This window comes from Devosia sp., assembly GCF_035944845.1.
Lineage (GTDB): Bacteria > Pseudomonadota > Alphaproteobacteria > Rhizobiales > Devosiaceae > Devosia_A.
This window is the reverse complement of record NZ_DASZAW010000031.1, coordinates 1-24,256: the sequence shown is the minus strand read 5'-3', so window position 1 is coordinate 24,256 and position 24,256 is coordinate 1. Positions and strand designations below refer to the sequence as shown.

Sequence of the window (24,256 nt, the reverse complement as noted above, 5' to 3'; positions counted from 1 at the left end):
GCCTCGGGGGATGGACCGGATACTACGGAAAACCCGGCCCCGTCGTCATGCTTCAGGGCTGGCTCGAAATCCAAACCGCCAAGCGCGCCGTCCAAACCCTCGCCGCACACCTCAATGTGTGAATCTAGTAGCCCCTCAGGGGGAGGGGAGCAGAAGCCCCACCCGTCTCAGGCAGTCAAAGCCGCCTCGCGCTCGTCGGCGATCGCCCAGTTGTAGATGCAGCGGTCGAGCCCGATGGCGATCTCGACCACCAGCACGTCGATTTCGCGCGTCCCGCCCTTGCCGGTGACCACGGCCCTCTGTGGGAAATCGGTGCGGCGCGAGATCGAGGCGACCTCCATCCACTTGTCGCCGTTGTCGACCTCGATATCCATGGTGACCTCGGAATAGGGCGGCAGCCGGTCGGACGCCACGATGCGGGTCGGCAGCCGGGTGACCGCGGCGATCATCCGGCGCACCGGCTCGAGCACAGCCGTGTGGTAGTCGTTGGCGGTGTCGGCGGCATAGGCGCACTGGAACTCCAGCTGCCAGAACTCCTTGAGCCGGACGTGCCGGGTCGATTGGTCCTGCTCGCGCCGGAACGACTTGCCGGCCTGCCAGACGCAGAACGGCAGCCGCGTTCGGGCATGAGAGCTGAGCTGGTGCGTCATGTAGACATAGGTCGAGGGGGTGGTTTCGGGCCTGAGCACCAGCTCGCGTTCGGTGTCGGAGCCACGCTGCTGCACGTAGATATCGTCCGCACCATAAGCCGATGAGATCAGCTCGCGCGGCGTCAGGATCGGTGCCTCGACGCGGCGGATATCCCAGGCCGGGTTGATCGAGCGCAGGAGGAGCGTGACCTCGGCGGAGATGTAGGAGATGGCGCTGTCGCGCAGGCGGATTTCGCGCTCGGTCCAGTGGACGAGCCCGTTGGCGTCATAAAGGGAAAGCATGTTGCTCTCTCGTTCCATCGGTATGGGGATTTGGTTCGGGCTTTACGTCTCCGGTGGGCGGAGACGGCGCATGCCGAACCCCCGCGTCTAGCCGAAGACGCCCATACCTCGACGACCGGCGCCACAGGGCGCGGCCGGAACGGTGGATGCAGCAATGTTCAAAAGCGCGAACATGGACGCGAACCTATGCGAGGGCGCGCGCTGGCGCAAGCACCGGCACATCAGACGCCCCAATTGCCCCCCGGCGTGCCGTCCGGGCGCCAGGTGAGCTGCTGGTAGACTTTCTTGGCCACCGCCTGCATCTGCGCCTCGGGCAGGTCGCCGACCACGGTGCAGGTAATCTTGTCGTTGGCCCAGTAGAAGGCATCGAGATTGTTGCGCGCCGTGAACTCCTTATCGGCGCGGCGGTCGGGCAGGGCAGCGGTGATGTAGACGGTGACCCGTTCCTGGGCGGCGTTTTCGTACATCAGCTGGGCGGCGGGGCCGGCGGGCTCCGTGCCGTAACCGGGCAGCAGACGACCGCCCACCAGGGTGAAGCCGTCGGCGGCAAGGTCGGGCGGGTTGATCGGACGCTCGACGCGGTTGGACAGCCACGAGACCAGATGGTCCTTGTCGCTGGCGGCGACTTCCACGGCGTGGCGCTTTTCCTTGACGTAGAGCGCATGCGCAGTGACCGCCGAGGCGATCAGCTCCTGCCGCGGCGGCGGGCTGAAGTAATCACGCCCGGCCCAGCCGAGAGCGCCGCCCAGCACCAGCGTTACCACGGCAGCGGCAGCGGCCTGCGCCCAGCCGACGCTGCGATTGGCGGCCGGCGAGCGTGCAATTAGGCGCGGGTCGAGGCGGGATGGCACGGTTTCGTCGGCGGTGCTGCCGAACAGCGCGGTCAGCGCCTCGTTCTGGCGCTGCCAGCCGGCCAGTTCTGCCGCCTTGTCGGGGTGAGTGGCGAGCCAGGCCTCCACTTCCGCGGCCCGTTCCGGCGGCAGCTGGCCGTCGACATAGGCGTGGAGGTCGGTTTCCGAGATCGGCGCGAGGTTGGTCATTTGACGGACCTCAATCTGGGTTCCTCGCCACTGCCGGTCAACGTACGGAGCGCTGCACGGGCGCGCCCGAGGCGCGACATCAGCGTGCCGGCGGGGATGCCGAGAATGTCGGCGGCATCCTGGTAGCTCGTGCCCTCGATCACGACCAGCAGCAGCGCCTCGCGCTGGTCGTCGGGCAAGCGGTCGATGGCGCGGGACATTTCGGCGAGGGCGATACGGCCCGGCTGAGGCGCCGCGACCGACGGTTCGGAGACAAGGCTGTCGATGGGAAGGTGATCTCCACGACGGCGCTCGAAGCGAAGGTCGTTGCGCCAGAGGTTGATGAGGATGCGGAACAGCCAGGCCTGCAGCGGCCCGGTTGGGGTGAACAGGCTGCGCTTGCGGATGGCTCGTTCGAGACAATCCTGGACGAGATCGTCGGCGCGGTCGGCATTGCGCGTCAGCGCACGCGCATAGCGGCGCAGCGCCGGTACCGTCGCCTCGATCTCATCCAGGAAGTCCATGTGGCTACTGCCGGCTTACTGCTCGACGGCAGTGTGCCAGACCTCGCCGACCATGTCGCCGGTGGTGTCGCCGGGCTTTTCGTCCTTTACCCAGAAGTAGAGCGGCCAGCCCTTGTAGGCCCACATCTTGGAACCGTCGGTGCGGTCGACCAAGGTGAAGTCGCCCTCCGGTGCCGCGCCGGCATCGGCGATCAGCGGCGGCCAGTTCTCGGCGCATTTGTCATAGCAGTTGGTGACGCCGACGGCGTCCTTATCGAAGGTGTAGAGCGTCATGTCGTTGGCGCCCACCAGCACCTGCTTGCCGCCGATCTCCATGGTCTTGATGGCGCCGCCGACATAGTCCTCGGCAATGGCTGCGGTGGCGAACAGGGCGAGCGCGGCTGCGCCGAGCGTGACTGCAAGTTTCATGATGTCCCTCCGTTGGGCTTGGCGGCGCGGGCATTGGGCCGCGCCTCACTGTCTCCAACACCACGGCGAAGGGTTTATTCCCGACGCCAGTGATTTTTCTTCGGATTTCATCCGAGCGGCCGGTGGACAGTTCCGCCGCTGCCTGTTCATCTAGCCGGTAAGGCCGGAAAGAGATGGCCGGGCAACAAGCCAAGAGGAGGACTATCCATATGAAAAGGCGTGAATTCTTCAAGTCGGCCACTGCAATGACCGCAAGCGTGGCCGCCGCCACGACGCTCGCCGCGCCGGCGATTGCGCAGGGCAACATCACCTGGCGAATGGTGACGACCTGGCCCAAGAACTTTCCGGGCCTTGGCGTTGGCGCGCAAAACCTGGCGGATCGGATCACTGCGGCTTCCGGCGGTCGGCTCACGGTGCAGGTGTTCGCGGCTGGTGAAATGGTGCCGCCACTGCAATCGCTCGATGCGGTCATCGATGGATCGGCCGAGATGAGCCACGGCGCGGCCTATTACTGGCAGAACAAGAGCCAGGGCCTGAGCTTTTACACCGGCGTGCCCTATGGCATGACCAGTCGCGAACTCACAGCCTGGGTGCGGTTTCTTGGCGGCCAGGAAATCTGGGACGAAATCTACGATCAGTTCGGCGTGCAGGGGTTCCTCAGCGGGGATACCGGCACGCAGGCCGGCGGCTGGTTCAAGAACGAACTGACCGGTGTCGCCGATATCCAGGGACTGCGCTTCCGCACCCCGGGTCTGGGCGGCCAGACCTGGGCCAAGCTGGGCGCCGCGGTAACCAATATGGCGGCAGGCGAGATCTTCGCAGCGCTGCAATCGGGCACGCTCGATGCCGCGGAGTTTGTCGGCCCCTATAACGATCTGGCGCTCGGCTTCTACCAGATCGCCAAGAACTACTACTTCCCGAGCTTCGTCGAACCCGGCCTTGCCACGGAACTGGTGGTTTCGAAAGCCAAGTTCCAGGCGCTTCCTGAGGATCTGCAGGCCATCGTCAAGGGCGTCACCCAGGCGGCCTACGATGATGTTGCCTCTGACATGTACGCCAACGATCCGCGGGCGCTGCAGGCGCTGGTGAGCGAGCACGGTGTGCAGGTCAGGCAGTTCCCGGAAGAGATTCTCGAAGCCGGCGCCAAGGCCGCGTCCGAGATCATCGCGGACATCCGCAGCAATGGAGACGCGCTGACCAAGAAGGTGGCCGAGAGCTACGTATCGGCGTTCAACCTGCTGCGGACCCGCACCGAGGGCACCGACATGCCGTTCCTTGCGGCACGCCAGAAGTACTTCACGTTCAGCTGAGCGAGCTTCGAGCGAGACCTGACGGCCCGGGGTTCGCCCCCGGGCCGTTGTCGTTCTCAGTGGTACAGCAGCCGCGGCAGCCAGGTGGCGAGTTCCGGCCACACAAACAGCGTGCCGATTGCCACCAGCTGCAGCAGAACGAACGGTGCGACCCCGCGATAGATCATCATCGTGGTGACGCGGGAGGGGGCGACGCCGCGCAGATAGAACAGCGAGAAGCCGAACGGCGGCGTGAGGAAGCTGGTCTGCAGCGTCATGCCCACGGCGACACCCAGCCAGATGGGATCCACACCGAGCGTCAGCAGGATCGGCGCGGTGATCGGGATGACGATGAAGATGATCTCGAAGGTATCGAGGATGAATCCGAGCACGAACATGATCAGCACGACGATGATGGTCGCGCCGATGGCGCCCCCAGGCATGTTCGAGAGAAACGCATGCACGAGGTTGTCGCCGCCCATCAGCCGGAAGACGATCGAGAACACCGCCGCGCCGAACAGGATGATGAAGATCATCGAGGTCATGGTGGCGGTGGCGACGACGGCCTGCTTGAGTACGGTAAAGGTGAAACGGCGCTTTACCGCAGCGAGCGCCATGGCGCCAACCGAGCCGACCGATGCGGCTTCGGTCGGCGTGGCGATGCCGGCCAGGATCGAGCCCAGAACGGCAACGATGAGCCCCAGGGCGGGCACCAGCGCCACGAGAATTTCGCGCCACAGATGTTGCTTTTCCTCGGCCGGAACGGGCGTTGCCGGGCAGGACTTGGGGTCGGTGACGGCCTTGAAGATCATCCAGCCGATGTAGAGCGCGACCAGCAGCAGTCCGGGAATGAACGCCCCGGCGAACAGCGCGCCGACCGATACGGGTTCCGGCGCGAAGTTGCCCTTGGCCATCTGTACCTGGGCGTTGATGCCGCCCAGCATGTCGCCCATGAAGATCAGCACGGTCGAGGGCGGGATGATCTGCCCCAGGGTGCCGGAGGCACAGATGACGCCTGAGGCGAGCTTGGGGTCATAGCCGGCGCGCAGCATGGCGGGCAACGAGATCAGCCCCATGGTCACGACGGTGGCGCCGACGACGCCGGTCGATGCCGCGAGCAGTGCGCCCACGAGGACCACCGAGATGCCGAGGCCGCCGCGCAGATTGCCGAACAGCTTGCCCATGGTCGTGAGCAGCGCCTCGGCGATGCCGGTGCGCTCCAGCATCACGCCCATGAAGACGAAGAGCGGCACCGCAACCAGCACTTCGTTCGACATGGTGCCGATATAGCGGTTGGCGAGCGAGCCGAAATTCGAGGGATCGAAGATCCCGAGAAACATCCCCACAGTGCCGAAAAGCAGGGCGGTGCCCGCGAGCGAGAAGGCGACCGGGAAGCCGAGCAGCAGGACGCCGATGACGCCCAGGAACATGGTGGCGGCGAGGATCTCGCCAAGCAGCACTGAACTCATTGGGCAGACTCGTCGCGATAGCGCAGGTGTTCGGGCAACAGGCCTTCGCGACCGGTCAGCACAAGGATGGAACGACAGGCCATGGCGAGGCCCTGCAGCCCCACGACGACGACGAACACGATGATGAAGGACTTGAGGATGAACAGCCCCGGCATGCCGCCGACATTGGCCGAACCCTCGTAGATGCGCCAGGAACGCATAACGAAGGGCCAGGCATAGAGGCCGACGACAAGCACATAGGGGATGAGGAAGAGCGCCACGCCGATCAGGTCGGCGATCGCCTTGCCGCGCGTCGACCATGCCCGGTAGAAAATGTCGACGCGCACATGGTCATCACGCAGCAGCGCGAACCCGGCGACGCCGGTGAACATCGCGCCGGAGAGCCAGACATAGAGGTCCTGCATCCATAGCTGCGTGGTGTGGAACAGGTAGCGTTGCACAACCACCGTGAAGCACACCAGCACCACGGCCAGCGACAGCCAACTCAACGTCAGGCCCAGCCAGCGATTGATCGCGCTGACCGCCCGGACATATCCGACCAGAACCTGCACCCGTCCTCCCAGTTTCCCGATGCGTCTCGCGTTCGTGCGCGAGCAGTTTTTGTCTTCGTTGCAAGGAACACGCGTCGTGCCGCTCCGTCAACGCCGCCAATTGACAAAATAATTCGTCTAATACAGGTTGGCCACATGGAAAGCACCGTTCCGGCGTTGATCGAGAATGTGGAGAAGGCGCGGCAGGCGATGACGCCGCTGCGCCTGAGGATGCTGACGCTGCTGCGCCAGCCGGGTTCTGCTGCGACGCTGGCAGCGGCGCTCGAGTTGCCGCGGCAGAAGGTGGGCTACCATCTGCACGCACTGGAAAAGGCCGGGCTGGTGACGCAGGTGGGCGAGCGGCAGCGGCGAGGGTTCATCGAGCGGCTGTTCGTCGCGACGGCAGGCTCTTTCGTGGTCGATCCGGCGATCCTGGGCGCACCGCCGGCTGTGGAGAAGCAGGATCGTTTTGCCGCCGAGCACCTGGTGGCGCGTTCGGTCGAGACGGTGCGCGAGGTAACGCGGATGCAGGCCGCTGCCGCGGAAGAGGGTACGCGGCTGCTCACCTTCTCCATCGAGGCCGATGTCGGTTTTGCCGCGCCGCAGGATGTCGAGGCATTTGCCGAACGCCTGACGGCCATGGTCGCCGGGCTGGCCGGCGAGTTCGCCCCGCAAGGCGAGGGGCGACGCTACCGCCTGCTGATCGGCGGGCATCCGGCGATCAGGGGCCAGTCTACCGGTACAGTCAATTGAGGGAGTTGAAGATGATCGAGAAGCAGGATCGGGTTATCGTCGAGATGACGATTGCAGCGCCAATCGAGACGGTGTGGGCGGCGATGCGCGACCCCGAGCAGATGCTCAACTGGTTTGGCTGGGATGCCGATACGCTGCGCGACGAGATCAAGTACATCTTCATCGACCACGCCGAGGCGGACGAGGCCACCAAGGTCATTTCCTTCGGTGAGTACGAGGGCGTCGCCGACCGGGTGGAACTGCGGACAACGCCTGAGGGAACGGTGCTGCGCGTGGTGCGAAGCGGCCCGGTGGCGGGCGATTGGAGCGCCTTCTACGAGGATATCTGGGAAGGCTGGATTACCTTCTTTCAGCAGATGCGGTTCCTGCTCGAGCGGCATCCGGGGGCGCAGCGACGGACGCTGTTCCTGTCGGGCAAGCTGGAGACTCCCGGCGCATTGCCGGTCGCGGCGCTGGGGCTCGAGATGCTTTGGGGCGCTGAAGGGGGCAGCGAGGCATCGTTCGAGCTGCCGGTCGGCGAGACCGTTGCCGGTACGATCTGGCACAACTCGGACCGGCAGGTGGCGATGAGCGTCGACGGCTGGGGCGATGGGCTGATGGTGATCACCGACCAGCCGGCGCCGAACGCCGGGCCGAACGGTGGTGGAACCGCTCTGCTGACGACGTTCGGGCTTTCGGACGCGGCGTTCGCGGCGCTGGAGCAGCGCTGGACCGCGTGGTGGCGGGAGCGGTTTGTGAAGGCGGGGGACTAGGGCACTTCGGCTCCCAACCCACGGTGTCGCCCCGGCGAAGGCCGGGGCCCATCCTGAGGTGGGGCAGTTCTGCGCAAGAGCCGGACTATCTCAGGATGGATCCCGGCCTGAGCCGGGATGACATCGCGTTGTGTAAGCGTTTGGGCGGCTACCCCTCCAGCCACTGCACCTGTTCCGGCGTCAGCTTGATATCGAAGGCGTTCATGCTGTCGTCGAGTTCGTGGAGGGTCCGCGGCCCGATCAGCGGGATGGACGGGAAGTCCTGGGCCAGCACATAGGCGAGCGCCACGTGGATCGGGTTCTTGCCGAGCTTGTTGGCCAGCTCGATCGCCCGGTCGCGGCGGACGAAGTTCTGCTCGTTGTACCAGACGCGGACCATTTCCTCGTTGTCGCGCTTGTCGCGGCCGGCGCGGTCGGTGAAGAAGCCGCGGGCCTGGCTCGACCAGGAGAAGTTCGGGACCTGCCGATCCTTCAGCCACTGCTTCCATTCCGATGTCGAAGAGGTGACGCAGCCGGCCCAGATCGGGTCGAGCATCTCGGCAAGGGCGAAGTTGTTGGAAAGCGCCCCCGGCCGCTGCTTGCCGTGCTTGTCGGCATAGGCGATGGCCTCGTCGAAGCGCTCGCGGGTCCAGTTGGAACCACCAAACGGCCCGCGGATGCGGCCCTTCTTGACTTCGGCATCCATGGCGTCGACGAATTCGCCGACCGGAACGTCGAGGTTGTCGCGGTGCATGAAGTAGACATCGACATAGTCGGTCTGCAGTCGATCGAGTGACTGGGTCAGCTGCTTCGCGATGACGTCCGGGTAGACCAGCGGGCTATGGGCGCCCTTGCCGATCACCACGGCCTGTTCGCGCACGCCGCGCGACTTCTGCCACTCGCCGAACAGCTTTTCCGTATAGCCGCCGGCATAGATGAAGGCGGTGTCGAAGATATTGCCGCCCTTCTCCCAGAAGGCATCGAGGAGAATGGCGCCCGATGAGAAGGTGCGGAAATCCTCAAAGCCGAGCGCTGCGGCCGAAGCCGGCTTCTGCACGCCCGGAATGGAGCGCTTGGGGATGACGGCCCCGTCGGATTTCAGCGGCCGCCCGGTGAGGGTGTTGATCCGCTTCACCGACTTTTCGACCGAGTACTCGATGCCGGCATCGGAGCGCCACTTGTCGAGCACCCGGGCATTGCCGAGGCTGTCGGCCCAGCTCATGCCGGGCGCCGAGAATTCCTGCCGGCCGGCAAGGATGGCCTCGGCCACGGCATCGGCTTCGAACGAATAGAGGTGGCGCTGCTTGCCGACGCTCACCGTCTCGCGGCTGCCGTCCTTGCGGATAATGTCGATCTTGCCGTCGCCGCCGGCGCGGTCGCCATTGGCGAACCAGAAGGCCGGCACCTCGATGGTGCCCTCCGAGCCGATGATGCGGCCGACATTTTCGAGGTTGGCCATGATGGCGCAGCTCACCTGGGCAGTGATGCCGTTCTCGAACAGCAGGACCGCGGCGGCAAGGTTATCGGTGCCTTCGGCATTGAGGCTCGCCGAGCCCACCACTTTGACCGGGTCGAGGAACGGCTTGCCGGCCGCGGCGCCGGCGACGAAGCGGGCGAAGGACACCGGATAGCCGCCGACATCGAGGATGCCGCCACCGGCAAGCTCGGAGGCGAACAGCCGGTGTTCGGGGATGAAGCGGCCCATCTGGAAGCCGAAGCTGGCGGTGACGAAGCGGACTTCGCCGATGGTGCCGGAGTTGATCAGCTCCCACAGCTTCTGGGTCTGCGGGTGCAGCCGGTACATGAAGGCCTCACCGGCGAAGGTGCCGGCCTTCTTGTGCGCATGGATGATCGCGTCGACCTCGAAGGCGCTCAGCGCCATCGGTTTTTCGATCAGCACGTGCTTGCCGGCTTCGGCGGCCTTGATCGCCCATTCGGCATGGCCGGTATGCGGAGTGGCAATGTAGATCGCGTCGACGTTCGGATCGGCGAGGATCGCGTCATAACCGTCGAGGATGCGCGCCTCGGGGAAATCCTCCTTGAGGCTCGCCTTGCCCGGATTGCGGGTGGCGATGGCCTCGAGCTTGCCGAGTTTGCTGTCCAGCACGCCACGGCGAAAGTCCTTGGCGATGGCGCCCGGGCCGATGATCCCCCAGCGGATGGGGGCCTGAATGGTCATGATACTCTCCTCAAGAAATCGGGCCCAACGGCAGCGATTCCTGCCGTTGGGGCAATTGGCGGTTGGTCTATTTCACTGCGCCCAGCATGCCTTCGACGAAGCGGCGCTGCAGCAGGAAGAAGATGACGAGGGTGGGCAGCGTGGCGAGGATGGTCCCGAACAGGATCATCCCGAAATCGGGCGTATAGGACGAGGTCAGCGACGAGATGACGAGCGTCGCAGTCTTCTGCTCGGGCTTGTTGAGCACGATCAGCGGCCACAGGTAGTTGTTCCAGTTGGCCATGAACACGATGATGATCGCCGCCGCATAGGTTGAGCGCATGGTGGGCAGGTAGATGTAGAAAAAGATCTGCCACTCGTTGAGCCCATCCACCCGCGCCGCATCGCGCAGTTCGCCCGGGAACGCCTTGGTCGCCTGGCGGAAGTAGAAGATGATGAAGATCGAGGCGATGCCGGGCAGCACCACGGCGGCGACGGTGCCGACCAGCTTGAACGACGAGATCATCACGAACAGCGGCACCATCAGCGCCGCGAACGGAATCGACAGTAGCAGCAGCATCAATGCGAAGATGCGCTCGCGGAACTTCGATCGGAACATCTCGAAGCCGTAGCCGGCCAGCGAGGAAATGGCGAGCGTCAGCACGGTGCCGACCAGCGCGATGAAGGCCGAGTTCCAGAAGATGCGGGGGGCATCGACGGTCGCGAAGAAATTCGCCGCGTTGACGAACAACTGATCGCCGAACGTCGCCTTGCCGATGCCGATATCGACCGAGCGGTTGGTTGCCCCCACGATCATCCAGAAGAACGGAAAGATCGAGACGAAGGCCGCAAGGCTCAGCAGCAGGTAGGTGATGGTGCGGCCGACGAGGTGCGGCAGGTTGAATAGCCGCGTGCGGCGTTCAACCTGCGGTGTGGCGAGGGGAAGGGCCTGGTCGGTCATTTGCTGCGATCCCGTGCGACGACGAACTGCAGGAAGCTCAGGACGGCGACGAGCAGCACGATGACCCAGGAGACGGTCGCCGAGTAGCCGAAGCTGGGCATGAACTTGAAGGTCAGGTTGTAGATGTAGAGCGACAGGGTCAGCGTCGAATCCGACGGACCGCCCTGGGTGATGTTGTTGACCTCGTCGAACAGCTGCAGCGTGCCGATGGTCGAAATGATGGTGGTGAACAGGATCACCGGCTTAAGCATGGGGACGGTGATGTACCAGAACTGGTGCCAGCCCGAGGCGCCATCGATGCGGGCCGCCTCATAGATCGAGCGGTCGACGTTCTGCAGCGCCGCCAGGTAGAACACCATGTTGTAGCCGGTCCAGCGCCAGGTGATGGCGATGATGATCAGGACCTTGGCCCAGAACGGATCCTGCAGCCAGTGGATCGGCTCCTCGATGATCCAGACCGCCATCAGCATGTTGTTGACGACGCCGTCGGTGGCGAACATCGACTTGAACAGGGTCGAGTAGGCGATCAGCGAGGTAACGCAGGGCAGAAAGATCGCCGTGCGAAAGAAGCCGCGGAAGCGAAGCTTGGGATCGTTCAGCGCCACTGCCGCCAAGAGCGCCAGGCCGATCATGATCGGGACCTGGACGACCAGGAACGTCAGGGTGTTGACGAGCGCGCGGATGAACACCGGGTCCTTGGTCAGGCGCACGATGTTGGCGAAACCGCCGAAATTGAAGTTCATCCCCTTGCCGACCTGGAAGCTCATCCAGAGTGACCAGAGGATCGGATAGAGCATGAAGACGCCGAGCAGCACGAGGGCGGGCGCGATGAACGTCCAGCCGGCGATGTGCTCGGTTCGGCCAAGTCTTGTGTTTGCCATGCCAACTCCCCGGACAGGCGACTTCAGAACAGCTGCCGGTCGCACTCCGGCGAGGAGGTGCGACCGGCAATGGCAGGAGGAGGCGGTGCCCGTGGCCCGCCTCCGAACCCGTTACTGCATCTGCTGGCTGGCCTGGTCGTTGATGGCCTTCAGCGCATCGTCGACGCTGCCACCCTGGGTGATGGTCGGCAACTGGGCCACCACGGCCGAGTCCACTTCGGCAGTGTAGATGCCGTAGTCGATGCTCGGGATCTTGGCCTGCCACTCTGAGAAGTTGGCCCAGACCGGCTGGCCGCCGAAGAAATCGTCCGAGGCCTTGTAGGCATCGCCCGCCGAAGCCGGGAGCCAGGTGCTGAACGCGCCCTGGCCAATCAGGATCTTCTGGTAGAAGTCGACATCGGTCGCCCAGATGGACTTGAGGAAGTCGATGGCGGCGTCCTTGCCGGCGCCCGAGGACAGCACGTACCAGCTCGAGCCGCCTTCGTTGGAGTAGCCGGTGGCGCCTTCGACGCCTTCGAGCTTCGGAATGGGCGCGACGCCCCACTTGCCGGCCTGGTCGGGCTGCGACTTGATGGTGCCGGTCATCCACACGCCGTTGAGGGCGACCGCGGTTTCACCGGAGGTGAAGGCGCCGGTGAACTCGGTCCAGCCGGAGGCGGGCTTGACGATATCGGCCTGCCAGATCTTGGCGTAGGTCTCGAGCGCGGCCTTCAGCGGCTGGTTGTCGACGATGTTGAGGCTGCCGTCGGCGTTGAAGTACCAGACACCGGCCGACTGCATCATGATGCGGATGAGGCCGCTGCCGTTGAGGTCGAGCGCGATCAGGTTGTGGCCGGTCTTGGCCTTCACGTCCTTGCCGATCTGGATGAACTTGTCCCAGGTCAGGTCCTTGAGGGCGTCGGCTTCGTAGCCGGCTTCCTTGAGGTAGTCGGCGCGGTAGAACAGGCCCGTGACGCCGGAGTCGAAGGGCAGCGAGTAGGATTTGCCTTCATGGGTGGCGGCCGCGACCTTGTAAGGCGCGAAGGCGGTCATGTCGATCGAGTCGGACAGCGGCGCGAAGGCGCCCGGGAACGACTGCAGGTACTTCTGCGCGACGTCGTCCTGGATCAGCACGATATCGGGCAGGCCAGTGGTGTCGCCGGCGAGCAGCTGGGTCTGCAGCTTCTGGCGGATATCCTCCTGCTGCATGCTGTCGTCGATCTTGATGTTCACATCCGGATGCGACGGGGCATAGCGCGAGGCGGCTTCCTTCATGGCTGCGCCGTTGAAATTGGTGTCCCAGGCCCAGACCGTGACGTCGACGGCCATGGCCGCGGTCATGGTGAGCACGGAGACGCCGGCAGCTGCGGCAATGGCGAGCGCATGGCGCCAGCGCGACGCGGTGGTGGTCATATATTCCTCCCGTTTTCATTTGGCTCACCTTGGGCAAGCGTGGTTAGAATATGCGACCAAAGGCGCATGTCCGCGACAAAGGGAAACTCGACTTGGCGGAAAGTAAGGTAGAGCAGCGGCCGGTGTACCAGCCCAACGCCAGCAGCGTTGAAGCCCATCCGACCATCCTTTCCACCTTCCACAACCACCCGCTGGTGATGCTGAAGCCGCACTGGCACGCCCAGGTGGAAGTCAACTTCATCGTTGCCGGTACGGTGCATTACCGCATGCACACGCACGAGCTGACGCTCTCGGCGGGGCACATGGTGCTGTTCTGGGGCGGGCTGCCGCACCAGATGTACGATCTCTCCGACGACGCGATCTATGCCGGCGCGCACCTGCCGCTGATGCATTTCTTCCGGCTGCGGCTGCCCGAGGATGTGCCGCACAGGTTGATGCAGGGCACGACGCTGCTGACTTGCACCCCCGACGATTCCGATGCGCATAATTTCGAGCGCTGGAACCGCTATGCCCGTTCCGGCGACGCGGTGAAGGCGCAGCATGCGGTCGACGAACTGCTGCTGCGGCTCGAGCGGGTGCGGTTCGAACCCTACGAGCTGGTGGGCAACAGCAAGGCGGCGGGGCATACGGTGGAAACCGCCGAAGTGCAGTCGTCGCGCAATGTCGGCAAGATGTGCGACTACATCGCCGAGAACTTCCTGCACGAGATCGACTCGGTCGATATCGCGCGGGCGGCCAACCTCCACCCGAAATACGCCATGAGCATCTTCAAGCGCTCAACCGGCATGACGCTCAACGAGTATGTGAGTCTGTTGCGGCTGAGCTACGCCCAGGCGTTGCTGCTGCGCGACGATGCCAACGTGCTGCGTGTCGCCATGGAATCCGGCTTCGGTTCGCTCAGCGCCTTCAACAAGTCGTTCCGCAAGATCGCCGGCATGTCGCCGTCGGATTTCCGCCGCGACGCCTTCATCCCCGGCGCACTCGCCTCCTGAGCTTGAAGTTTTGCGCAGCGGCATTGTAACGATGCCCGTATCCAGCTTGGGGAATTGCCGATGTTCGTAGTGGGTGGCGAAAGCCTGATCGACCTGATCTCGGAGCCGGTCGGGGCCGATGGGGTGATCCGCCTTGTGGCGCACCAGGGCGGCTCGCCCTACAACTGCGCCATCGCGCTTTCGAAGCTCGGCAACGATACGGGATTTCTCTGCCCGATCAGCACCGATGGGCTCGGTACCTACCTCTTGGCACCGCTGGCGGAAGCCGGGGTGAAGCCGCTGCTCGCCGAGCGGGTTGACGCTTACACCACGCTGGCGGTGGTGACGTTCGACGCCAAAAAGAGCGCGCAGTACGGCTTTTACCGCAACGCCGATCGCGCCTTCAGCCGCGAAGGGCTGATCGCGGCATTGCCGGACAAGCTCGAAGCCTTCCAGGTCGGCGGCTTCTGCCCGATCGAGGCTGAGGACGCGGCGATCTGGCTGGATGTCGCCAGGGAAGCGGCGCGGCGTGGCGCGACGCTGACCATGGACCCGAACGTGCGGCCGTCGCTGGTGCCGGATTTTGCCGGCTACAAGGGGCGGCTCTCGAGCTTTCTCGACATCGTCAACCTGGTGAAGGTGTCGATCGAGGACGTGGCTTCGCTGGACCAGAACCGCGCGGTGCGCGCCACCGAGCTGACCTCCACCGAGGTCGAGATGCTGGTCGACAAGTACACCGCCGATTTTCTCGGCCGGCCGAACTGCGAACTGGTGATCGTCACCTTCGGCGACGAGGGCAGCCGGGCGTTCACGAAATCCGGTGCGACGAAGCAGGGCGTCTACCCGGCGGTGCCGTTCGGCGACACGGTGGGCGCGGGCGATACACTGATGGCGGCGGTGCTGACGCTGCTCAACGAGCAGGGCAACCTCAAGCCGGGCAAGCTCGGCGGGATGGATGATGCGGCGCTTAGTACAATGCTGCGTTTCGGCGCGGTGGCGGCGGGACTCAACTGCCAGTTCGTCGGCTGCCATCCGCCCACCCGCGGCGAAGTCGACGCGGTGCTGGCCAAGGGGTAGGGCATGACGCGCTGATGGGTGGGGCCGTCATGGTTCAACTCACACCGACGTCATTCCCGCGAAGGCGGGAACCTAGTGGGATGCTGCGACCCCCGCTGAAGCTGAGAAATCCCCCTGGGTCCCCGCCTTCGCGGGGATGACGCCGGTGGGTGGTGCGGGGTCGAGTTCGCCGCGAGGCCAGCGGCCCTCAGATTACACTCAGCCACCGGCGCCCTGGTAGCGATCGAGCGCATAGCGCCAGTGCCACATGGCGAGCGCGACAAAGAACGGTCCGGCCAACAGCGCCGCCGGGCCAGCCCAATCCCCAAGAATGGGCACGGGTTTCCCCAGCAGCACCGCAACCGGTACCGAGGCCATGAAGCCGAGCGGCACGAAGCTCAGCATCGTCGCCTGGATGGCGGTGGGGAAGATGTTGAGCGGGTAACGCGACAGCTCCCAGAAGCCGAAGAACAGCGAATAAAGGTGGTTGGAGCGGGTCCAGATCAGCGCGGTGGCGCCGATCACGGTCAGCGTCGCGCCGGTGACCATGGCGGCGCTGAGCAGCGCAGCGACGAAGTAGGCGACCCAGCCGATCGACCAGGGCACGGCGACGATCGAGAGCGACCACGCCATCATGCCGATCCCCAGCAGGGCATGGCCGGTGTAGCCGGGGTTGAGGCCGGAGAACACCATATAGGCCCAGGGGCTGATCGGCTTGGTGAGCAGCGTATCGAGGGTCCCAAGCCGCACCGCTTCCTCGAGCTGGCGCATCTGGGTGAAGCTCATGCAGGCGCCGAGCGAATAGCCGAGCAGGTGGAACGAGAACAAGAGCGCCAGTTCCGACCAGTTCCAGCCGGCGATCGAACCGAAGCGGTCGGCGAGGATCCAGATTACGGCGAAGGAGCTGGCATAGGTGATGACCTGGGCGATGCGATCGATCCAGAAGGCGCCGCGATATTCCATCTGCGAGCGGAAGTACATCAGCGCGAGGCGCGGCAGGATGCGGAGGGTCCTGAGCATCTCAACCGCCCTGCACGACGATGCGGGTCGACGCCATGCGCCAGAGCAGCGCCACCCCGACCGCCAGCAGTGCCGCCCAGCCGAGGCCGAGGCCGAAATAGGCGAGGGTTTCGGTGGCATCGAGCCGGCCAAGCCAGACGGCCGAGGGGTAGTAGACGATCCAGGCGAAAGGCAGGTGCGCTGCGACCGCGGCGACCTGGGCCGGGAAGAACCAGAACGGGATCAGCTGGCCGGAAAGCAGGTTGAGGATCGCCTGCATCATCCATTCGAGCGAGAACGAGGTGAGGAGCCAGAACGCGACGAGGCCAAACAACGCCGAGAGCAGGGCGATGATGGTGTAGGCGAGCAAGCCATAAGCGACGAACATCACGCCATGGAACGGGCTCGCCGGAGGCAGCATGCCGTAGACCGCGGCAACGACCGCCACTGTCGGCACTACCAGGATGACGAAGCGAAAGGCGGCTCGGCCGAGCTCGGTGGCGAGCACATAGAGCGGGAAACTGGCGGGTTTGAGCAGCCACACCGCAACGTCGCCGGTACGCAACGCCTGTCCGATGCCGCTGATGATCGATTCGTAGCGAATGGCGCCGGTCACCGCACCGCCAAGCAGCGCGTAGGTCACCATCTGCTTCAGGCTGACGCCGGCAATGCTGGCAGTGCTGCCGTAGATGGCGATCCAGATGGCGACGCGGGCGAATACCTGCACCAGCTTGCCGATCATGTTGGCCCAGACTTCGTTGCGATAGGCGAGCTGGGTCATGAAGGCGCTGCGGGCGAAGGCGAAATAGATGCTCATCGGGCCGGCAACTCGGCGTTGCGGCGCTGGTAGAAGGTGCGGATCACCTCCTCGATATTGGGCTCCTCGACCGAGATGTCCTTGAGCTGGGTGGTATCGCCGATCTCATCGAGCACCTGCACCAGCGAGATGTCGTCGCGCTCCAGGAGGTAATGCTTGCGCAGGCCATCGTCGGAGGTGAGGCGCGCTGCTTTCAGTTCGAGCGGACCGGGGTCGGAGGCAAATTCCAGCATCAGCCGGCGGGCCGAGCCGAGGGCACTGCGGAGCTTGGCTGTTTCGCCATCGAAGATCAGCCGGCTGTGATCGACCATAATCAGGCGCGGGCAGATTTCCTCGATATCCTGCAGGTCGTGGGTGGTGAGGATGATGGTGGTGCCGCGCTCGCGGTTGACCCGCGACAGGAACTTGCGCACCGCGTCCTTGGCGACGACATCGAGGCCGATGGTCGGCTCGTCGAGGAACAGGATCTTCGGGTCGTGCAGCAGCGCCATGACGATCTCGGCGCGCATGCGCTGGCCGAGGCTGAGCTGGCGCACGGCGCGCTCGAGGAAGGACTCGAGCTCGAGCAACTGGCTCAGCGATTTCAGGTTCGCATCGAAGCGCGGGCGCGGGATGGCATAGATCTCGCGGTGCAGTTCGAACGAATCGACCACCGGCAGATCCCACCAGAGCTGGCTGCGCTGGCCGAAGACGACGCCGATCTCCCGGGCATTGGCCTGGCGCTCGCGATGCGGGGTGCGGCCGAGCACGGTGATGTCGCCGGCTGACGGCACGAGAATGCCGGTCATCATCTTGATCATCGTCGATTTGCCGGCGCCGTTGGGGCCGAGATAGCCCACCGCCTCACCCTGAGCGATGGCGAAGCTTACGTCGCTCACCGCTTCGACCTCGGTGTACTCGGCGGTCACCAGCGTTTTCAGTGCACCCAGGAAGCCGGGGAACCGGCGGTGCTGCCGGAACCGCTTGGAGACACCCCGGGCCTCTATGATCTCAGCCATGATCGAGAACGCCCCCTCGCGGTCCGCAGCGAGGCTAGCTGATTCCGCTGGTAGGCAGGGGCGTCAGTTACCGATTCATCACGCCCCGGCGCGGATGGCGAGGGCGTCTTCCAGGGTCATTTCGGTGTGATGTTCCCATTCGGGCCGCGGCTCGGGGAAATCGGTGCGGAAGTGACCGCCGCGGCTTTCCTCGCGCTGCAGTGCGCCCGCGGTGACCAGCGTTGCCGACGTGGTCATGTTGAGGAACGAGCGGGTGACGCCCTGGGCGGTCATTTCGATCTCGGCGATGCGGCGCAGTGCCGTGCGCAGATCGGTGGCGTTGCGCTCAACGCCGACGAGGTCGGTCATGGTGCGGCGCAGTTCCTTCACCGAGACATGGTTGCGCAGCCGCTCTTCCACCATCTCGCCCTCGACCGCATCCCAGCCGATGCCGGGGAAGGGGGCGAGGGGGTTGCGCAGCGGCTCGAGCCCGGAGATGTCAGCCGCGATGCGGGCGCCATAGACCACCGCTTCGAGCAGCGAGTTGGAGGCAAGCCGGTTGGCCCCATGCAGGCCCGTCGATGAGCACTCGCCGGCGGCCCAGAGGCCGGGCAGCGAGGTGCGGCCGTTGGCTTCCACCTTGACGCCGCCCATGTGGTAGTGCGCCGCCGGGGTGACCGGGATCAACTGCGTTACCGGATCGATGCCGAAATCGGTGCAGTATTTGGCGACGGTCGGGAAGGCGGTGAGGATGCGCGCGCCGATGGCTTCGCGGGTATCGAGGAAGACCTTCCGCCCCGCCTTGATCTGCCGGTAATTGGCGCGGGCGACGATATCGCGCGGCGCCAGTTCGGCATCGGGATGGATCGCCGGCATGAAGCGCTCGCCGAGATCGTTGACGAGGATGGCGCCTTCGCCGCGCAGCGCTTCGGTGGCGAGCGGGGCAGGGTCGGCGCCGGTGGCGATGGCGGTGGGGTGGAACTGCACGAACTCGGGGTCGGCGATCAACGCGCCGGCGCGGGCCGCCATGCCCATGGCATGGCCGCGCACGCCGGAGGGGTTGGTGGTGACGGCGAACAGCCCGCCCAGCCCGCCGGCGGCGAGCACAGTGGCGCGGGCGCGGACGAGCACCGGCTCGGCAAAGCGATCCCCGAGCTTGCGCGCATAAACGCCGATGATGCGGCCATCGGCGCGGGCGAGGTCGACGACGGTGAGCCCTTCGACGATGCGGATCGACGGGGTCTTGCGCACCTCGGCGATGATCGCCTGCATGATGGCATAGCCGGCGCGATCGCCTTCGACGCGCACCACGCGGTTGCGCGAATGGGCGGCCTCCTTGCTCAGCACATAGTGGCCGAGTTCGTCGCGATCGAATGGCGTGCCCCAACGGGCAAGATCCTCGATGCGGGCCGCGGCTTCGGCCGTAACCGATTCCGCTTCGTCCTCATCGACGATACCGGCGCCGGCGATCTCGGTGTCGACGGCGTGGGCGTGCGAGGTATCGCCCGGTCCGACCGCGGCAGCGACGCCGCCCTGCGCCCAGGCCGACGAGGCGCCGTTGCCGAGCGGCACGGGGGAGATGACGGTGACAGGGCGGGGGGCAAGCTTCAGCGCGCAGAACAGGCCTGCAAGACCAGCGCCGACGATGAGGGCACCGTCGGCGTTGAGGACGTTGTCAGTAAAGGTCATCGGTCTCCCCCGGGAGAACGCCCGGATCAGGCCTCGTCGACCACCGGAGTGTCTGCGGCGCGCTTCTTAAGCGATTCGATGGCGTTTTTGGCGCTCGAGCGCGATTTGTAGGTCTCGGTGCGGACCATGGTCTCGCCGTTCGCGGCGACGAAGCGCACGAAGGTCTGGCCGTCCTTGGAGGCGGCGAGCTCGAAACGATAGCCCTTGCCCGTTTCGCCCTTGGCGGTGTCGACCACCGCAGCGCCGGCGGCGTTCTTCTTCAGCGAGGCAATGGCGTTTTTGGCGCTGTCCTTGCCGGCATAGTTCTCCGACCAGAAAATGGTCTCGGCATTGTAGACGTATTTGGCAACGAACTGCCCGCCCTTGGCGGAGGTGATCTTGAAGGAATGTGGCACGACGCTTTTACCCCTCGGTTGCGGGCCGGGAAGTCGTGGCCCGATCCGGCAAATCTATCGCGGCATAGGAGTCGCGCAACCCTCAAAGTCAGGCACGCGCTTGATTTGATTGAGCTTGGAGGGGCAAGGGCTGCGTACTGACTGGATATTCACGCACATGAAAATCCGACTGCTGCACCAGCAGTCGGATTATCTGCGCCGCGATCAGTCGCGCTTCTTGGAAAAATCGATCATCCGCTGCACTGCGGCGCGCGCGGGCTCCAGCAGTTCCTCGGCGACCGTTACTTCCTCGGTCATGGTGTGGAGCGACCACAGCACGTTCTCGAGGTTGATGCGCTTCATGTGCGGGCAGATGTTGCAGCCGCGCAGGAAATCGACCCCGGTCGCCTCCGAGGCAACGTTGTCCGACATCGAGCACTCGGTGACCATCACCACGCGGGGCGGCTTCTGGGTCTTCACATAGTCGATCATTGCCGCGGTCGAGCCGGCGAAATCCACGGCGTCGATCACCTCGGGCGGGCACTCGGGGTGGGCGATGATCTTGGCCGTCGGGTAGGCGTGGCGCAGTTCGGCGATGTCGTCGGCGGTGAAGGTCTCGTGCACTTCACACGAGCCGGCCCAGGTGATGACCTTCTTCTGCGTTTTCTTGGCGGTGTTGCGGGCCAGGTACTGGTCGGGGATCATGATCACCGTGTCGCCGGCGACGCCGTTGACGATGTCGGCGGCGTTGGACGAGGTGCAGCACACGTCGGTCACCGCTTTCACCGCGGCCGACGTGTTGACGTAGGTGATGACAGGTACGCCCGGATACTGGGCGCGCATGGCGATGACATCCTCCGGGGTGATGGAGGAGGCGAGCGAGCAGCCGGCGCGGCTGTCGGGGATCAGCACGGTCTTTTTGGGGTTCAGGAGCTTCGACGTCTCAGCCATGAAGTGCACGCCGCACTGCACGATGATCGACTGCTTGACCTTGGTGGCCTCGATGGCCAGTTGCAGGCTGTCGCCGACGATATCGGCGACGCCGTGATAGATCTGCGGCGACTGGTAGTTGTGCGCCAGGATGACCGCATCCTTCTCCTTTTTCAGCCGGTTGATCTGCAGGATCAGCGGCGCATAGAAGGGCCATTCGATCTCGGGAATGCGGTCTTTCACCCGCTCGTAGACGCGTGATGTGACGCGTTCGACCGCCTTGGTGAACTTGAGGTCGAAACTCTCCGCGAGGATGGCGCGAGCCTCCTCCAGCGGGGTGAGAGCATTGATAAGCTGCACCGGACCGTCCCTCCAGACAGGTGGGACACTTAAGGTCGATTGGCCGGCATTTCAATGTCGCGATTTGGCTTGATCGGCATGCAGCAAGTGCCTAACGCTCTGGGCCGAACGACAGCCCTCGAGGATCGCCATGCCGCAAGACGCCGCCGCCCTTCGCCAGACTCTCTCGCTTGCGCCGGTGATCCCGGTGATCGTGCTGGACGATGTATCGGCGGCGCGGCCACTGGCCGAAGCGCTGGTCGCCGGCGGCCTGCCGGTGCTGGAAGTGACGTTGCGTACTCCGCATGCGCTGCAGATCATCGAGGAAATGGCCAAGGTTTCGGGCGCCGTGGTCGGCTCGGGCACGGTGCGCTCGCCGCTGCAGATGGGCCATTCGGTCGATGCCGGCTGCCAGTTCATGGTCAGCCCCGGCGCGTCGCCACGCCTGCTCGAGGCGGCCGAGGAGCACAAGATCCCGCTGCTGCCCGGTATCGGCACGCCGACCGAGGCGATGACCGCGTCCGAACATGGTTACTCGTTCCTTAAGTTCTTCCCGGCCGAGGCGCTTGGCGGGGTCAAGGTGTTGAAGGCCTATGCGAGCCCGCTGGCCGACATCACGTTCTGCCCGACCGGCGGTATCGATATGGCCAAGGCGAGGGAATACCTGGCGCTGCCCAACGTCATCTGCGTCGGCGGCTCGTGGATCATGCCGGCCGACGCCATCGCCAACAAGGACTGGAAGCGGATCGAGACGCTGGCGCGGGAAGCTGCGGGGTTGAAGGGCTGAGACTTTCGTCCCTCTCCCCCCGGTAGCGCTATCGCGCTCCCTAGGAGGGAGAGGGTGCCCCGCGGAGCGGGGCGGGTGAGGGGAAGTGGTGATATCCGTCCCCTCATCCGTCTCCCCCGGGTCAAGCCCGGGGTCGCCACCTCCCGGCGAGGGCTCCGCCCTCGTCCGGCGACCTCAAGGGGAGAAGGCAGAGCCGGAGAGTGCGGTGAAGAAGTCCAATCCGACCATCGGCCTCTCGCACCTTCGCATCACGCTCAGCGAAAGCTTCTATATCGGGCCCGGGCGGGCCGACCTGATGGAGCTGATCGCCGAGACCGGCTCGATCTCCGAAGCCGCCAAGCGGATGGGGATGTCCTACAAGCGGGCCTGGGGGCTGGTGCAGGTGTTGAACGAGGGGTTCGGGGCGCCGCTGATCGAGGCGTCGCGCGGCGGCAACGCGCAGGGAGCCTCGCTTACCGCAGCGGGCCGCGAGGTGCTGGAGCGCTATCGCGGCATGCAGGAAGCGACTCGCAAGGCAATCGCCCGGGATGTCGAGGCACTTGGCGCGCTGCAAGCCGATATGTCCAAACAAAAATAACGCTTGCTGCACGCTGCCGGCATTGGCACAACAATCGATATTTCCATTCGGACATATCGAGGTCTCATGCGTCGGATTTCCCTGCTGCTTGGCGTCAGCCTGCTCGCGTTGACCGGCGCGCCGGCTCGTGCTGCGGATGTAAGCGCGGCGGTGGCCGCCAACTTCACCAAGCCGGCCGAAGAGCTGGGCGCGGCCTTCACCAGGCTGACCAGCGACACCGTAGCGTTCAGCTTCGGCGCGACGGGAGCGCTCTACACCCAGATCAGCCAGGGCGCGCCGTTCGAGGTGTTCCTTTCGGCCGACAACAAGCGGCCGGCGCAGGCAGTGAAGGAAGGGTTTGCGGTGGATGGCACGGTGTTCACCTATGCGGTGGGCAAGGTCGTGCTCTATTCGCCCTCGCTCGATCTGACTGACGGTGTAGCGGTGCTCACGGCCAACGGGTTCCAGCACCTGTCGGTGGCTGACCCCAAGACCGCGCCCTATGGCGCTGCGGCGATGGAGACGCTGGACAAGCTCGGGCTGACCGAGGCCGTTACCCCCAAGATCGTTACCGGCGAGAATATCAGCCAGGCGCTGCAGTTCATCGATTCAGGCAATGCCGAGCTCGGCTTCGTGGCCCTCAGCCAGGTGATCGACAAGCCGGGCCGAGCGGTGTGGCGCGTACCGGCCGAGGACTACACCCCGATCCTCCAGGATGCGGTGTTGCTGAAACCGGGCGAGGCCGACCCGGCGGCTGCCGCCTTTCTCGAGTTCTTGAAGGGCGAAGACGCGCGCGCCATCATCGAGAAATACGGCTACGAGGCCGGCTCGGATCAGTGAGGAACTGCAATGCTTGATGTCAGCGAGATCGTGCAGCCCGTCGGGCTGACGCTGATGCTGGCGCTCATCGTCACGCTGATCCTCGTCGCCGTCGGCACGCCGATCGCCTGGTGGCTTTGCCGCACCCGCTCGCCGCTGCAGGCGCCGATCGCCGCGGTGGTGTCGCTGCCGCTGGTGCTGCCGCCGACGGTGCTCGGCTTCTACCTGCTGCTGGCGTTCGGGCCGAACGGACCGGGCGGGCTGCTCGCGCCGCTCTGGGGGGCGCGGACGCTGGCGTTCTCGTTCGAGGGGCTGGTTATCGCTTCGGTGCTCTACTCGCTGCCCTTCATGGTGCAGCCGCTCCGCACCGCGTTCGAGGCGCTGGGCGACGAGCCGCTCGAGGCCGCGGCAACGCTCGGAGCGGGGCGGTGGACGACATTCTTCCGCGTGGTAGTCCCGTTGTCGCGGACCGGCTACCTCACCGGCGCCATCCTCACCTTCGCCCATACCGTGGGCGAGTTCGGCGTGGTGCTGATGATCGGCGGCAACATCCCGGGCAAGACCAAGCTGGTGTCGATGGCGATCTACGATTTCGTCGAGCGGCTGGAATGGGACAAGGCCCACATTCTCGCCGGCGGCATGGTGGTGTTCGCCTTCGTGGTGATCACCGCGGTGATGCTGCTCGACCGACGGGTTGGGCGGGTGGTGGGGTAAGCTGACTGAAGCAGACGGCCCCTCCCATCCTCCCCCACAAGGCAGGGCTATCGCATATGGCTTTCGCACAGGACTCTCGGTGGTCCTCCACCGTGAAACGGGGGAGGGGGACCGCCGAAGGCGGTGGAGGGGGCGGCAGGATACGCCGGTTTTTGGGGCCGCCCCCTCCACCAGCTTCGCT

At 65.1% G+C, this 24,256-nt stretch carries 25 protein-coding genes; 9 read left to right on the top strand and 16 right to left on the bottom strand.

From position 1 onward, the window contains the following. Positions 1-167: 167 nt before the first annotated feature. The 4 genes from VGV07_RS04905 to VGV07_RS04890 all read right to left on the bottom strand — a co-directional run bounded on the left by VGV07_RS04905 (position 168) and on the right by VGV07_RS04890 (position 2,883). Positions 168-932 (bottom strand): aminoacyl--tRNA ligase-related protein, encoded by a 765-nt coding sequence (locus VGV07_RS04905; RefSeq protein WP_326867571.1) that lies wholly within the window; start codon positions 930-932, stop codon positions 168-170. Between the two features lie 221 nt (positions 933-1,153). Continuing rightward, entirely contained in the window at positions 1,154-1,972 is an 819-nt protein-coding gene (locus VGV07_RS04900; RefSeq protein WP_326867570.1) for an anti-sigma factor, read from the bottom strand. Then, positions 1,969-2,475, bottom strand: coding sequence for a sigma-70 family RNA polymerase sigma factor (locus VGV07_RS04895; RefSeq protein ID WP_326867569.1), 507 nt, complete (start codon positions 2,473-2,475; stop codon positions 1,969-1,971). The genes VGV07_RS04900 and VGV07_RS04895 overlap by 4 nt, the downstream gene beginning before the upstream one ends. 15 nt (positions 2,476-2,490) lie before the next feature. Continuing rightward, entirely contained in the window at positions 2,491-2,883 is a 393-nt protein-coding gene (locus tag VGV07_RS04890) for a hypothetical protein (protein WP_326867568.1), read from the bottom strand. 209 nt (positions 2,884-3,092) lie between these two features. Here VGV07_RS04890 and VGV07_RS04885 point away from each other — a divergent pair, with 209 nt between their 5' ends. After that, entirely contained in the window at positions 3,093-4,193 is a 1,101-nt protein-coding gene (locus tag VGV07_RS04885) for a TRAP transporter substrate-binding protein (RefSeq protein WP_326867567.1), read from the top strand. Between the two features lie 56 nt (positions 4,194-4,249). On the opposite strand, the gene VGV07_RS04880 is transcribed toward VGV07_RS04885, so the two are convergent. Beyond that, positions 4,250-5,641, bottom strand: a complete 1,392-nt coding sequence (locus tag VGV07_RS04880; RefSeq protein WP_326867566.1) for a TRAP transporter large permease subunit — start codon at positions 5,639-5,641, stop codon at positions 4,250-4,252. Further along, entirely contained in the window at positions 5,638-6,192 is a 555-nt protein-coding gene (locus tag VGV07_RS04875; RefSeq protein WP_326867565.1) for a TRAP transporter small permease subunit, read from the bottom strand. The genes VGV07_RS04880 and VGV07_RS04875 overlap by 4 nt, the downstream gene beginning before the upstream one ends. Before the next feature lie 135 nt (positions 6,193-6,327). Between VGV07_RS04875 and VGV07_RS04870 the strand changes: the two genes are divergently transcribed. Together VGV07_RS04870 and VGV07_RS04865 are read left to right on the top strand one after the other, a co-directional pair. After that, positions 6,328-6,924, top strand: a complete 597-nt coding sequence (locus tag VGV07_RS04870; protein ID WP_326867564.1) for a helix-turn-helix domain-containing protein — start codon at positions 6,328-6,330, stop codon at positions 6,922-6,924. 11 nt (positions 6,925-6,935) lie between these two features. Next, positions 6,936-7,676 (top strand): hypothetical protein, encoded by a 741-nt coding sequence (locus VGV07_RS04865; protein ID WP_326867563.1) that lies wholly within the window; start codon positions 6,936-6,938, stop codon positions 7,674-7,676. Positions 7,677-7,824: 148 nt separating this feature from the next. On the opposite strand, the gene VGV07_RS04860 is transcribed toward VGV07_RS04865, so the two are convergent. From VGV07_RS04860 to VGV07_RS04845, 4 genes are all read right to left on the bottom strand, one after another. After that, positions 7,825-9,834 (bottom strand): aldo/keto reductase, encoded by a 2,010-nt coding sequence (locus VGV07_RS04860; RefSeq protein WP_326867562.1) that lies wholly within the window; start codon positions 9,832-9,834, stop codon positions 7,825-7,827. Positions 9,835-9,901: 67 nt separating this feature from the next. Then, positions 9,902-10,774: a carbohydrate ABC transporter permease gene (locus tag VGV07_RS04855; RefSeq protein WP_326867561.1), complete on the bottom strand. Its 873-nt coding sequence runs from the start codon at positions 10,772-10,774 to the stop codon at positions 9,902-9,904. After that, entirely contained in the window at positions 10,771-11,655 is an 885-nt protein-coding gene (locus VGV07_RS04850) for a sugar ABC transporter permease (protein ID WP_326867560.1), read from the bottom strand. The genes VGV07_RS04855 and VGV07_RS04850 overlap by 4 nt, the downstream gene beginning before the upstream one ends. Positions 11,656-11,766: 111 nt before the next feature. Continuing rightward, the gene (locus VGV07_RS04845) at positions 11,767-13,047 is read right to left on the bottom strand and encodes an ABC transporter substrate-binding protein (RefSeq protein ID WP_326867559.1); all 1,281 of its coding nucleotides are present in this window, start codon (positions 13,045-13,047) and stop codon (positions 11,767-11,769) included. 50 nt (positions 13,048-13,097) lie between these two features. Between VGV07_RS04845 and VGV07_RS04840 the strand changes: the two genes are divergently transcribed. Continuing rightward, entirely contained in the window at positions 13,098-14,039 is a 942-nt protein-coding gene (locus tag VGV07_RS04840) for a helix-turn-helix domain-containing protein (RefSeq protein WP_326867558.1), read from the top strand. 60 nt (positions 14,040-14,099) lie between these two features. Next, the gene (locus VGV07_RS04835; protein ID WP_326867557.1) at positions 14,100-15,095 is read left to right on the top strand and encodes a carbohydrate kinase family protein; all 996 of its coding nucleotides are present in this window, start codon (positions 14,100-14,102) and stop codon (positions 15,093-15,095) included. Between the two features lie 198 nt (positions 15,096-15,293). Here VGV07_RS04835 and VGV07_RS04830 read toward each other — a convergent pair whose 3' ends face one another. The 6 genes from VGV07_RS04830 to nadA all read right to left on the bottom strand — a co-directional run bounded on the left by VGV07_RS04830 (position 15,294) and on the right by nadA (position 21,211). Beyond that, a complete protein-coding gene (locus VGV07_RS04830; protein ID WP_326867556.1) occupies positions 15,294-16,094 on the bottom strand; it encodes an ABC transporter permease in 801 nt (266 codons plus the stop codon). Position 16,095: 1 nt separating this feature from the next. Beyond that, positions 16,096-16,890 carry an ABC transporter permease gene (locus VGV07_RS04825; RefSeq protein WP_326867555.1) on the bottom strand — a complete coding sequence of 265 codons (795 nt, stop codon included), beginning with the start codon at positions 16,888-16,890 and terminating at the stop codon, positions 16,096-16,098. Next, positions 16,887-17,888: an ABC transporter ATP-binding protein gene (locus VGV07_RS04820; RefSeq protein ID WP_326867554.1), complete on the bottom strand. Its 1,002-nt coding sequence runs from the start codon at positions 17,886-17,888 to the stop codon at positions 16,887-16,889. Before VGV07_RS04820 ends, VGV07_RS04825 begins: the two co-directional genes overlap by 4 nt. Before the next feature lie 78 nt (positions 17,889-17,966). Further along, positions 17,967-19,556 carry an L-aspartate oxidase gene (locus VGV07_RS04815; RefSeq protein ID WP_326867553.1) on the bottom strand — a complete coding sequence of 530 codons (1,590 nt, stop codon included), beginning with the start codon at positions 19,554-19,556 and terminating at the stop codon, positions 17,967-17,969. 26 nt (positions 19,557-19,582) lie between these two features. Next, a complete protein-coding gene (locus VGV07_RS04810; protein ID WP_326867552.1) occupies positions 19,583-19,951 on the bottom strand; it encodes a YegP family protein in 369 nt (122 codons plus the stop codon). Between the two features lie 204 nt (positions 19,952-20,155). Then, the gene (gene nadA / locus VGV07_RS04805) at positions 20,156-21,211 is read right to left on the bottom strand and encodes a quinolinate synthase NadA (protein WP_326867572.1); all 1,056 of its coding nucleotides are present in this window, start codon (positions 21,209-21,211) and stop codon (positions 20,156-20,158) included. Between the two features lie 139 nt (positions 21,212-21,350). Here nadA and eda point away from each other — a divergent pair, with 139 nt between their 5' ends. The 4 genes from eda to modB all read left to right on the top strand — a co-directional run bounded on the left by eda (position 21,351) and on the right by modB (position 24,075). Next, a complete protein-coding gene (gene eda / locus VGV07_RS04800) occupies positions 21,351-21,986 on the top strand; it encodes a bifunctional 4-hydroxy-2-oxoglutarate aldolase/2-dehydro-3-deoxy-phosphogluconate aldolase (RefSeq protein WP_326867551.1) in 636 nt (211 codons plus the stop codon). A 205-nt stretch (positions 21,987-22,191) separates the two neighbouring features. Next, entirely contained in the window at positions 22,192-22,563 is a 372-nt protein-coding gene (locus VGV07_RS04795) for a winged helix-turn-helix domain-containing protein (RefSeq protein WP_326867550.1), read from the top strand. A 66-nt stretch (positions 22,564-22,629) separates the two neighbouring features. Further along, a complete protein-coding gene (gene modA, locus VGV07_RS04790; protein ID WP_326867549.1) occupies positions 22,630-23,382 on the top strand; it encodes a molybdate ABC transporter substrate-binding protein in 753 nt (250 codons plus the stop codon). A 9-nt stretch (positions 23,383-23,391) separates the two neighbouring features. Beyond that, positions 23,392-24,075, top strand: a complete 684-nt coding sequence (gene modB, locus VGV07_RS04785) for a molybdate ABC transporter permease subunit (protein ID WP_326867548.1) — start codon at positions 23,392-23,394, stop codon at positions 24,073-24,075. Positions 24,076-24,256: the final 181 nt, after the last annotated feature.

Coding starts and splice junctions, on each gene's coding strand:
- VGV07_RS04905 (WP_326867571.1), bottom strand. CDS start 932: ATGCTTTCCCTTTATGACGCCAACGGGCTCGTCCACTGGACCGAGCGC.
- VGV07_RS04900 (WP_326867570.1), bottom strand. CDS start 1,972: ATGACCAACCTCGCGCCGATCTCGGAAACCGACCTCCACGCCTATGTC.
- VGV07_RS04895 (WP_326867569.1), bottom strand. CDS start 2,475: ATGGACTTCCTGGATGAGATCGAGGCGACGGTACCGGCGCTGCGCCGC.
- VGV07_RS04890 (WP_326867568.1), bottom strand. CDS start 2,883: ATGAAACTTGCAGTCACGCTCGGCGCAGCCGCGCTCGCCCTGTTCGCC.
- VGV07_RS04885 (WP_326867567.1), top strand. CDS start 3,093: ATGAAAAGGCGTGAATTCTTCAAGTCGGCCACTGCAATGACCGCAAGC.
- VGV07_RS04880 (WP_326867566.1), bottom strand. CDS start 5,641: ATGAGTTCAGTGCTGCTTGGCGAGATCCTCGCCGCCACCATGTTCCTG.
- VGV07_RS04870 (WP_326867564.1), top strand. CDS start 6,328: ATGGAAAGCACCGTTCCGGCGTTGATCGAGAATGTGGAGAAGGCGCGG.
- VGV07_RS04865 (WP_326867563.1), top strand. CDS start 6,936: ATGATCGAGAAGCAGGATCGGGTTATCGTCGAGATGACGATTGCAGCG.
- VGV07_RS04860 (WP_326867562.1), bottom strand. CDS start 9,834: ATGACCATTCAGGCCCCCATCCGCTGGGGGATCATCGGCCCGGGCGCC.
- VGV07_RS04855 (WP_326867561.1), bottom strand. CDS start 10,774: ATGACCGACCAGGCCCTTCCCCTCGCCACACCGCAGGTTGAACGCCGC.
- VGV07_RS04850 (WP_326867560.1), bottom strand. CDS start 11,655: ATGGCAAACACAAGACTTGGCCGAACCGAGCACATCGCCGGCTGGACG.
- VGV07_RS04845 (WP_326867559.1), bottom strand. CDS start 13,047: ATGACCACCACCGCGTCGCGCTGGCGCCATGCGCTCGCCATTGCCGCA.
- VGV07_RS04840 (WP_326867558.1), top strand. CDS start 13,098: ATGCGACCAAAGGCGCATGTCCGCGACAAAGGGAAACTCGACTTGGCG.
- VGV07_RS04835 (WP_326867557.1), top strand. CDS start 14,100: ATGTTCGTAGTGGGTGGCGAAAGCCTGATCGACCTGATCTCGGAGCCG.
- VGV07_RS04830 (WP_326867556.1), bottom strand. CDS start 16,094: ATGCTCAGGACCCTCCGCATCCTGCCGCGCCTCGCGCTGATGTACTTC.
- VGV07_RS04825 (WP_326867555.1), bottom strand. CDS start 16,890: ATGAGCATCTATTTCGCCTTCGCCCGCAGCGCCTTCATGACCCAGCTC.
- VGV07_RS04820 (WP_326867554.1), bottom strand. CDS start 17,888: ATGGCTGAGATCATAGAGGCCCGGGGTGTCTCCAAGCGGTTCCGGCAG.
- VGV07_RS04815 (WP_326867553.1), bottom strand. CDS start 19,556: ATGACCTTTACTGACAACGTCCTCAACGCCGACGGTGCCCTCATCGTC.
- eda (WP_326867551.1), top strand. CDS start 21,351: ATGCCGCAAGACGCCGCCGCCCTTCGCCAGACTCTCTCGCTTGCGCCG.
- modA (WP_326867549.1), top strand. CDS start 22,630: ATGCGTCGGATTTCCCTGCTGCTTGGCGTCAGCCTGCTCGCGTTGACC.
- modB (WP_326867548.1), top strand. CDS start 23,392: ATGCTTGATGTCAGCGAGATCGTGCAGCCCGTCGGGCTGACGCTGATG.